The organism is Paracoccus salipaludis (assembly GCF_002287065.1).
Taxonomy (GTDB): Bacteria; Pseudomonadota; Alphaproteobacteria; order Rhodobacterales; family Rhodobacteraceae; genus Paracoccus; species Paracoccus salipaludis.
The window spans coordinates 25,278-34,710 of sequence record NZ_NSJZ01000020.1; the positions used below are offsets into that span (position 1 = coordinate 25,278).

Here is a 9,433-nt window from a genome sequence, read left to right on the forward strand (position 1 = left end):
GATCAGACGGCGGCGGGCTCGGGGCGGCGCCGCTCGAACAGGCGCTCGCGCGAGCCCAGCAGGTGGTCGTACATCACCTGCCGGGCATGTTCGCAGTTGCGGTCGCGGATCGCCTCGAAGATCTGCTCGTGCTCGCCGAAGACCCGCATCAGCCCGGACGCCTGGCTTTTCACGGACACGCCGTGGAACTTCATCCCGGCGGCGATGTGGTCGCGCAGCGCGGCCATGCTGGTCGAGAAATAGCTGTTCCCCGCCGCAACCGCGATGGCCAGGTGGAACTGGAAGTCCGCATCCTCGCGATGCGCCTGCCGGTTGGTCGCATCCCGCATCAGCGCCAGCGCCGAGGCGATCGCCTCAAGGGTGTCGGGCTCGTGGCGTTCCGCCGCCAGCGCGGCCGCCGCCGGTTCCAGCGTCAGGCGGAACTCGTAGCAGTTCAGCAGGTCGGCCACGTTCTCGAGCGGCCCGAACCCCAGCGGGTTCTTGAGCCCGAGCGTGCGCACGAAGCTGCCCGCGCCCTGCCGCGAATAGATCAGCCCCCTTTCGCGAAGCCGCCGCAGCGCCTCGCGGACGATGGGGCGCGAAACCTGGAACTCGGCCGCCATCTCGTGCTCGGTCGGCAGCCGCTCGTCATCGGCATAGGCGCCGGACTTGATCGACTGCTCCATGCGTTCGAAGACGACATCGGCAAGGCTGCGGCGAGGAGTCACGGTCTTGGGCCCGCTTGTGAACTTTGGTTGATCAACCGGCTTACGGTTACCAGCGTTTCGGGCGATCCGAAACCGCCCGACTTGGTGACGATGGTGAAATCCCCGGCCCGGCAGACGGGAAGGCCGGGCAGGCATTCCCCCAGCAGGTGCAGGCAGGCAAGCCCCAGCCGGTCCAGCACCGCCGCCGCCGTCGCGCCCCCCGTCAGCAGCAGAAGCTGCCGGCCCCCGGTCAGTCCGGGCGCGACCCCCTCGGCCAGCCGCCGCGCGACCTCGGCCGGGGGCAGCGGGGGCGTGCCGGGCACGGCCTGGACCACGAGAAGATCCGCATCCCGCGCCGGTTCCACCCGGCCGTTCGGCGCCTCGGACAGGGCGACGCCGATCCGGCGCAATGCCTGCACCTGCGGCATGGTGATCGGATCGCGCGAGCCCACGACGAACAGCGCCCTCGGACCCGGCAAGCCGGCGACGGGTTTCGGCGGGGCGGGCAGAAGCCGCGCCGCCAGCGCCTCGGCAAGGCCCCGCGCGCCCACCAGCAGATCCGCCTGCGTCCCCGCCAGCGCGGCGGCCATCGCGGCGGCATCCGGCGTGTCCGGGATCTCGGCCCCCGCGCCCCGGGGCCCGAGCAGGGCCGCCACGTCGATGGGGCTGTCCACGCCGAAGCCCCGCAGCGCGCCGTCCGTCACGATCCGGCCGAAGTCGGGGATCGCGGGGGCGACCAGCATCCGGCGGAAGTCCAGCGCCGAAAGCTCGGCCGCCACGTTCCCCTTGAGGCGCGAGTCGATCTTCTTGAACACCGGCGTGCCGGGCGGCAGCGCGGCGACCGCAACGCGGACGGCGGCCTGCGCGTCCCCGGGCGCGATCTCGCGGCTGTCGGTCGAGACGGCGACCACCTCGGGCGCTTCCGCCAGCGCCTCCCGCAGGGCCGCGGGGTTCAGGGCCACCTGCACCTTCGCGCCGCGCGCCGCGAAGGGGGCGGCGGCATCCAGCGTTCCGGTCAGGTCGTCGCCGATGATGGCGAGCCGGGGCGCCGCGCCGCTCATTCCTCGAACGCGACCTCGCGCGTCCGGCGGACGGCGGGCAGGATCATCGCCGCAAGGCAGATCACCGCCAGGACCAGCAGCCCCGCCGAGATCGGCCGCGTCAGGAACACCGTCGGATCGCCCCGCCCCGTCAGCATCGCGCGGCGCAGGTTTTCCTCCAGCATGGGGCCCAGGACGAGGCCCAGCAGCAGGGGCGTCGGCTGGCATTGCAGCTTGAAGAACAGGTAGCCCAGGGCGCCGAAGGCAACCATCATCATCACGTCGAAGGTGCTGTTGGACACCGTGTAGACGCCGATGCAGCTGAGCGCGACGATCAGCGGGAACAGCACGCGATAGGGCACCGACAGCATCCGCACCCAGACGCCGATCAGCGGCAGGTTCAGCACCAGCAGCATCAGGTTGCCCACCCACATGGACGCGATCAGCCCCCAGAACAGCGTGGGCTCGCCCGAGATGATGTTCGGCCCCGGCGTGACGCCGTGCAGGATCAGCGCCCCTGTCATCATCGCCATGGTGGCGTTGGCGGGGATCCCCAGCGTCAGCAGCGGAATGAACGAGGTCTGCGCGCCCGCGTTGTTGGCGGCCTCGGGGGCGGCCACGCCCTCGATGGCGCCCTGCCCGAACCTTTCGGGCGTCCGCGACAGCCGCTTCTCGGCCATGTAGGCGGCAAAGGCCCCGATGGTGGCGCCGCCGCCCGGCAGGATGCCGAGGATGGACCCGATCGCCGTTCCCCGCAGCACGGGGCCGCGCATCTGGCGGAATTCCTGCCGCGACAGGCGCAGCCCGCCGATGCGGGCCACGGACGAGTTCCGCTCGGCCGGGTTTTCGAGGTTCTGGACGATCTCGGCCAGCCCGAACAGGCCCATGGCGATGGCCACGAACTCGACCCCGTCCAGCAGGTCGGTCATCCCGAAGGTCAGCCGCCCGACCCCGGTCTGGCTGTCCTGCCCGACAAGCCCCAGAAGCACGCCCAGCAGGATCATCGCCAGCGACTTCTCGACCGAACCCGAGGCGATGGCGACCGAGGCGACCAGCCCCAGCACCATCAGCGAGAAATACTCGTGCGGCCCGAAGCTGAGCGCGACGGCGGCCAGCACGGGGGCGAACAGCGCGATGATCAGCGCGGCGACGGTTCCGGCGAAGAAGGACCCCAGCGCGGCCACCGCCAGCGCCGTGCCCGCCCGGCCCTGCCGCGCCAGCCGGTAGCCGTCCAGCGCGGTCACGACCGACGAGGCCTCGCCCGGCAGGTTGATCAGGATCGCGGTGGTCGAGCTGCCGTATTGCGCGCCGTAGAAGATCCCCGCCAGCATGATCAGCGCGGTGACGGGTTCCAGCCCGAAGGTCATGGGCAGCAGCATGGCGATGGTGGCGACCGGCCCCAGCCCCGGAAGGACGCCGATGGCGGTGCCCAGCAGCGCGCCGAGGAAGCAGTAAAGGACGTTGGCGACGCTCAGCGCGGTCGAGAAGCCAAGGCCGATGTTGGCAAGGAACTCCATCGCCTCAGCCCCCGATCCAGGTGCCGGCCAAGCGGAAGGGCAGGCCCAGAAGCATGGCAAAGACGACCCACGCGCCGGCGGCAAAGGCGGCGGCGGTCAGCAGCGCCTCGGCGGGGCGGAACTGCGGGCTGGCCGAGGCCGCGATCAGCAGGGTCGCGAAGGTGGTCAGCGGCAGGCCGAGGCCCTCCAGCGTCAGGGCGAAGAACAGCGCCGATCCGCAGACCAGCAGCAGCGGCCGCCAGGCCACGCGGAAGGAGGGGCCCTGCCCCTGCCCCGGCCCTGCGGGTGCCGCAGGCCGCCGCGCCCCGCGCAGCAGCATCAGCGCCCCCAGCGCGGCCAGCAGGACCGACAGGACCAGCGGGAAATACCCCGGCCCCATCCTGAGCAGCGTCCCCATCCGCACGTCCAGCGCCGCCCAGGCGAAGGCGGCGGCGATGGCGATGAAGACAAGTCCGGCGGCAAGATCCGATCGGTCGGGCTGGGTCACGGGCGCGTCCTGGAAGCTGGCGCGGCCGCCCCCCGTCTAGGGGCACGGCCGCGGGTCTGGTTACTTGTTCATCCCGTACATGCCGAGATCGCGGATCAGCCCTTCGGCGCGGGCGCTGTCCTCGCGCGCCAGCGTCTCGAACCCGGCGGGGTCGCGGAAGTCCACGAACTCGCCCATCTCCTGCATCTTCTGGACGAAGCCGGGATCGGCCATCGCCGCCGCAAGCACCGCGGTGATGGTGGCGCGGACGTCCTCGGGGATGCCCTTGGGGGCGATCACGCCCTTCCAGGACGACCAGGTGAAGTCCACGCCGTTCTCGACCGCGGTCGGCACCTCGGGCATGTCGGCGATCCGCTCGCGTTCCATCACGAACAGGGGGGTGACGGCGCCGCCCTCGACATGGGGGCGCGCTTCGGCCGGGGTGGCGGTCACGGCGTCGATATGGCCGCCCGCGCAGGCCGTCAGCGCCTCGGAGGCGCCGCCGAAGGGCACGTGCTCATAGCTGGTGTCCGTGGCCTTGCCATAGGCCTCGAAGGACAGGTGGTTCGCCCCGCCCGCCCCCGAGTTGCCGATCAGCGTCGCGCCGGGATTGGCGCGGGCATGGTCCATGAATTCCGCGAAGGTCCTGAAGGGCGCGTCCTTGCAGGCCAGCACGACCTGGAGGTTCCGGCCCATCAGGCCCAGGAAATCCACGTCGGCGATGGAATAGGTGGTCGCGCCGTAATGCGGCAGAAGCGCGATCGGTCCCTGCGCCCCGATCGTCAGCGTGTGGCCGTCGGCCTCGGCCTTCAGGCCCTTGCCGGTGCCGTTCGACCCGCCGCCGCCCGGCTCGTTCCGCACGACGACGGTGCTGCCTTCCAGATGCTTCTGAAGGGATTCCGCGAGAATGCGCGCCGACAGGTCCGTTCCGCCGCCTGCGGCATAAGGAACCACGATCTCGATCGTCTTCCCGGGGTAAGTGGCGGCCTGCCCGGCCGTCGCCGCCAGAGCCAACAGCACAACGCTGCCTGCCAGTGCCTTCATCGGATGCCCTCCCAAGCCAATGGGCGCGAGAGTGGGTGAAGAACATGGATGTTGTCAACTGTTCATGCGTCAGAACCGCACCAGAAATGTAACCTTGGCCTGCATCGGAACAGGTTGCAGCTTGATGCATGAACAACTTCAGGGCCTGTTGTCGGAACATGCCGGGCAGGATCGCGCCCTTGCCCTGTAGTGGTAGGGGAAGGCTGCCGTCTTACCCATGCAGCCGTCCAAGTCGTCGGAAATCGGCTGTAATCAGTCCCGGCGCGCGAAACCTGCCCCGACCCGGGCGCCCCTTCCGGGCGTCGATCAGCCCGCGTCCAAGCGCCCGGTCGTTGCCGCCTGCCCCGCCGCGTCAGCTCAGGCGGGCAGGTCGTCCATGCGGCGCGGCTCGGCCGCAGACAGGCCGTTCCGGTCGCCTGTGCCCCCCTGTGGCAGCGGCCCGCATCCCGCGGGCCGGGACCTCGGCCTGCGTCCGGCCAACGTCCCGCGGGCGGTGACGATCCTTGAAAGGGAGCACGGCGGCTTTCGGGACCGGCCGCCTGCGGGACAGGACCATGAGATCCCTGCCAGCCGCCGGGGCGGGGGGTCTAAAGCGTGATGTCGGGGAAAAATAAACGAGGGGTGGTTCGGCCCCTCGTTGGTACTTCTAACATGCCCGAACCGGCGAACTCATCAACTGTCTAAGAAATAGCGCCTGCGGCGGTCCTTGGTTAGTTGTCAAAATGGACAGGTCGGCGGCATCCGGCCGGATCGGGGTCCGGGGACCCCCGCCGCGTCGTCCGGGCGCCCGTCCCGACGAGAACCGGCGCTGACGGGAAACGGTTGGGAAACCCGGCGGATGGGCGGGGCCGGGGCCATGGGGCCATGCCTCGCCGCCATGGGGCCGACCGCATCCAGCCTGCGTCCGCAGGCTTTGCCGGGGACGGGTGCCCGGCCCGGCAGGAACCGGATCGCCGTATTCCCCAAGCCTTCCTGCGCGGCCCTGCCACATGTGGCCGGGACGCAGGCGGCGCGCTGCCGGTTTTGCGGCAGGATGCCGCCTGCCCGTGGCGGGCAGGCCGGGCCTGCCGGGCGGTCAGCCCTTGTCCTGGTCCTCGGGCTGGCCGCTGCGCTTGTTGTGCTGGCTTTCCTGGTTCTCGCCGCGCAGCATCGGGTTGCCGTCGTCGCTGGCCAGCGGCGTCGGGTTCCGCGGCAGGTCGGTCTCGGTGATGCGGTCGCGCACCTCCTTCGAGGCGTTCAGGTAAGGCCGCGGATCGAAGTCCTTGTCCGCATTGCTGGTGTCCACGCGCCCTTCGATGATCTGGCGCTGCTGCTGGTGGGTCTTGTCGCCGCTCATGCGGGTCTCCTTTCCCAAGGGGCCACCGCGCCCGGAAAGGGGCGCGGGACCGGGTGTCACTTGTTCTCGCGGCCGCGCTGGTTCGGGTCGATGCCGCCTTCGGGGGTGGTGTCGTTCATCACGTCCCCCTCAAAGGTGTTCTCGCCGTCCAGCTCGGGGTCCGAGCCGGTCGCGCCCTTCGAGCTGCCGATACCGGGATCACGCCGCAGGTCGGCGTCCGAGGGGCTGTCGGTCTTCGGGTGCTTGCTGCTGGTCATTGCCCCTGCTCCGTGCGGCCCTCGGGGCGCTCGTCGGCCAGCTTCTCGCGGTCCACGTCGCCCGCCTCGCCCTCGCCGGGCGCGTGGCTGGCCACGCTGTCGTGGCCCTGTTCGGTCTGGACATGGCGGGAATCCAGCCCGCGCTGGTCGGAATGGCGCGAGGTGTCGCGGTTCGACAGGACTTCGACCGGCAGCGGGGCATCGGGCTCGAGCGGGGCCATGCCGCCCGAGCCGTCGCCCTTGCCCTGGTCCTGCTGGCCGGCGCCGAACTTCTTGCTGCTTGCATTTGCCATGAGCTTTCCCCTGCGTGGTGCCGCGTGGCGCGGCCGTTCAGGGGATCAACGACCGGGCGGGCGCCATGTTCCCCCGAAAGGGCGGGACCGGGGCAGAAACCGCCGCCCGGCTCAGTCCGCGGCCGGGCCCTGAAAGCCCGGGGGCGGCGTGGCCTCATCGGCATCCGGGTCGCGGCCGTGGCGGCGGTCCAGCAGGCGCATGATGGGCGTGACCGTCAGTCCGTGCATGAGGATCGAGACCAGGATCACCAGCCCCGTGACGGCCCACAGGCGCTCGGGGCCGTCGGCCTCCATGTGGTTCAGCCCGTAGGCTAGGTAATAGACCGAGCCCACGCCGCGGATGCCGAAAAAGGCGATCGTCAGCTTCTCGCTGGCCGAGGCCTTCAGCCCCAGAAGGCCGATCAGCCCGGTCGCGGGACGGATCACCAGAAGGATGACCAGCGCCGCCACCACGTCGCCGGGCGCCAGCCCCGACAGCAGGCCCTTGGCCAGCGCGCCGCCGAACAGCAGCAGCAGCACCATCATCGCCAGCCGCTCGACCTGCTCGGTCACGTCATGCATCTCGCGGTGGAAGTCGTGGCTGCGGTGGGCGGCGCGGAAGGTCAGCGCGGTCACGAAGACCGACAGGAAGCCGTAGGAATGGATGATCTCGGTCAGGCCGTAGGACACGAAGGTCGCCGACAGCGCGATCAGCCCGTCGCCGGTCTGCGCCAGCTTCGTTTCGGCCGGGATGCGGAAGGTGACCCAGCCGAAGGCACGGCCGATCAGCCAGCCGCCCGCGATGCCCGCGCCGATTTCCCACAGGACGTTGTAGCCCAGCCATTTCGCGGCCCAGGGCTCTCCGGTCGAGGCGGCCAGCGACAGGGCGATGGCCAGGTGGACAAAGGGAAAGGCCGCGCCGTCGTTCATTCCCGCTTCCGAGGTCAGGCCGAAGCGGACCTCGTCCTCCTCGCCCGTGCGGGGCGGGCCGACCTGCACGTCGGCGGCCAGCACCGGGTCGGTCGGGGCCAGCGAGGCGGCCAGAAGCAGCGCGACCGGCCAGGCCAGCCCCATCCATGTCCCGGCCAGCAGCGTGATCGCCGCGATGCTGAGGGGAAGGGTGACAAGGATCAGCCGCCAGCTGACCTCCCACCGCCGCCAGCCGAACGGGCGGTCGAGCTTCAGCCCCGCCCCCATCAGCGCGATGATGACGACGAACTCGCTGAAGCGCTCGGTGAACTCGGGGTAGTCCAGCGGCGAGGGCACCAGCCGCGCGCCGGGCAGCAGGAAGAACGCCGCGCCCAGTCCGATGCAGACGATGGGCAGCGACAAGGGCAGCCGCCGCAGCGCCAGCGGCAGCCAGGCCACCAGCGCGATCAGGAAGCCCACGCCGGTTAGGACAAGGATGTAGGGATCGGGGGCGAGCAGCGGGACCATGGCACCTGCGCGGTCAGGGGTTCAGTTATGCGGGCGGCAGGCCGGCCGGGCAGGGCCCGGCCCGTGTCCTTCGAACGGCCCCGGGGGGCCGCCGCCCTTGCGCGGGGCGCGCGCGGGGCGGCGGCGGTTCTCAGTCCCGCAGCGGGCCGCTTCCGCCGATGCGTCCGGCATCGGGATGGCGGTCGGTGACGCGCAGGTTGTTCTGGACGTGCCGCACGCCCGAGCAGGCTTCGGCCAGGTCCTCGGCATGGCGCCGGGCGAAGCGGCTGTCCACGGTCCCGTCCAGCGTGATCTCGCCGCCGCTGACGGACACCTCGATGTCGGTGGCATCCAGGCGGGGATCGTCCGACAGGCGCTCGCTGATGTCCTCGCGGATGCGGTCGTCCGAGCGGCTGTAGTTGCGCGGGCCCCGGCCACGGTGGCCCGTGTCCATCTCGCGCCGGCGGCGGGCATCCTCGTCCCCGAACCAGGACGCGACCTCGTCGCCCGCGCGGTCGAGAAGGCCGCGCTCCTCCCGGCCGTGCCAGTCTTCCCCGCGCCAGCTTTCTCCGCGCCGGCCGAAGCCCTGCCCGCGGTCGTCGGGCTGCCCGCGTTCCATCCCGAGGCTGGGGGGATAGCTGGACATGCCCATGCCCAGTGCCGTCATGCCGGGATCGGGAAAGCCGTAGTTGCCGCCATAGCCGGGATCATGGCCCGGCCCGTCCGAAAAGCGGCCGCCATAGGGGTCGCGATCGTCAAGGATGCGGGCATCGCGCTGTTCGAAGCCCATCATGCCGTAGCCGCGCGCCTCGTCCATGCGGCGGCGGCGTTCCGCGTCCTCGTCGCCGGACCAGGACCGGACCTCGTCCCCTGCCCTGTCCATCCAGCCGCGGGACCGGTCCCGGCGCGGTTCATCCCGGCCGCGGCCCCGTCCGTGGCGATCGTCCCAGTCCTGTGCCATCTGCATCCTCCTCGGGCGGTGAGCGTGGATCGGGAAATCCACCTCTGTCCCAACCCCCCGCGGCCCGCCGCCGTTCCCGCGCCCGACCCTTCCGGCGTAACGGACGCGGCCCCCGGGGGGAGCGGTCAGCGCAGGGTGCCGTCGGGGTTCACCTCGACCCACTCGCCCCGCTCGGCCGAGATGTAGATCGCTTCCAGCAGGTGCATGTCGCGCAGGCCCATCTCGGCCGGGGTCAGGATGGGAACCCCGTCGCGGACGGCCTGGCTGAAATGGTCGATCTCGCCCGTGAACTGCTGCTCGCTGGGTTTCGACGGGGTGGGCATCTCGTCCCCTTCGGCGGTGCTCAGCGTCAGGCGGTTGCCGAAGTATTCGGTCGCCGGGTCCAGCACGGCCACGGCCTTCGACCCCCACAGGTCGATCCGCTTCTTGTTGGCGACA

11 protein-coding genes are annotated in these 9,433 nt (G+C 71.0%); all 11 read right to left on the reverse strand.

What is annotated here, in order from left to right; translation table 11 throughout:
* Positions 1-2: 2 nt before the first annotated feature.
* Positions 3-707 carry a FadR/GntR family transcriptional regulator gene (locus CK240_RS15340; RefSeq protein ID WP_205957871.1) on the reverse strand — a complete coding sequence of 235 codons (705 nt, stop codon included), beginning with the start codon at positions 705-707 and terminating at the stop codon, positions 3-5.
* Positions 704-1,747 carry a four-carbon acid sugar kinase family protein gene (locus CK240_RS15345; RefSeq protein WP_205957867.1) on the reverse strand — a complete coding sequence of 348 codons (1,044 nt, stop codon included), beginning with the start codon at positions 1,745-1,747 and terminating at the stop codon, positions 704-706. Before CK240_RS15345 ends, CK240_RS15340 begins: the two co-directional genes overlap by 4 nt.
* A complete protein-coding gene (locus CK240_RS15350; protein WP_095641210.1) occupies positions 1,744-3,243 on the reverse strand; it encodes a tripartite tricarboxylate transporter permease in 1,500 nt (499 codons plus the stop codon). Before CK240_RS15350 ends, CK240_RS15345 begins: the two co-directional genes overlap by 4 nt.
* Positions 3,244-3,247: 4 nt before the next feature.
* Positions 3,248-3,730, reverse strand: coding sequence for a tripartite tricarboxylate transporter TctB family protein (locus CK240_RS15355; protein ID WP_095641211.1), 483 nt, complete (start codon positions 3,728-3,730; stop codon positions 3,248-3,250).
* A 60-nt stretch (positions 3,731-3,790) separates the two neighbouring features.
* The gene (locus tag CK240_RS15360) at positions 3,791-4,753 is read right to left on the reverse strand and encodes a Bug family tripartite tricarboxylate transporter substrate binding protein (protein WP_240517485.1); all 963 of its coding nucleotides are present in this window, start codon (positions 4,751-4,753) and stop codon (positions 3,791-3,793) included.
* Positions 4,754-5,828: 1,075 nt separating this feature from the next.
* Positions 5,829-6,089: a hypothetical protein gene (locus CK240_RS15365; RefSeq protein WP_095641212.1), complete on the reverse strand. Its 261-nt coding sequence runs from the start codon at positions 6,087-6,089 to the stop codon at positions 5,829-5,831.
* 56 nt (positions 6,090-6,145) lie between these two features.
* Positions 6,146-6,346 (reverse strand): hypothetical protein, encoded by a 201-nt coding sequence (locus CK240_RS15370; RefSeq protein WP_095641213.1) that lies wholly within the window; start codon positions 6,344-6,346, stop codon positions 6,146-6,148.
* Positions 6,343-6,639: a hypothetical protein gene (locus CK240_RS15375; RefSeq protein WP_205957868.1), complete on the reverse strand. Its 297-nt coding sequence runs from the start codon at positions 6,637-6,639 to the stop codon at positions 6,343-6,345. The genes CK240_RS15370 and CK240_RS15375 overlap by 4 nt, the downstream gene beginning before the upstream one ends.
* Positions 6,640-6,750: 111 nt before the next feature.
* Positions 6,751-8,055 (reverse strand): cation:proton antiporter, encoded by a 1,305-nt coding sequence (locus tag CK240_RS15380; protein WP_095641214.1) that lies wholly within the window; start codon positions 8,053-8,055, stop codon positions 6,751-6,753.
* A 130-nt stretch (positions 8,056-8,185) separates the two neighbouring features.
* Positions 8,186-8,995, reverse strand: a complete 810-nt coding sequence (locus CK240_RS15385; protein WP_240517489.1) for an SWFGD domain-containing protein — start codon at positions 8,993-8,995, stop codon at positions 8,186-8,188.
* A 125-nt stretch (positions 8,996-9,120) separates the two neighbouring features.
* A partial coding sequence (locus CK240_RS18755; RefSeq protein WP_205957869.1) for a Gfo/Idh/MocA family oxidoreductase occupies positions 9,121-9,433 on the reverse strand: 313 nt, incomplete at its 5' end.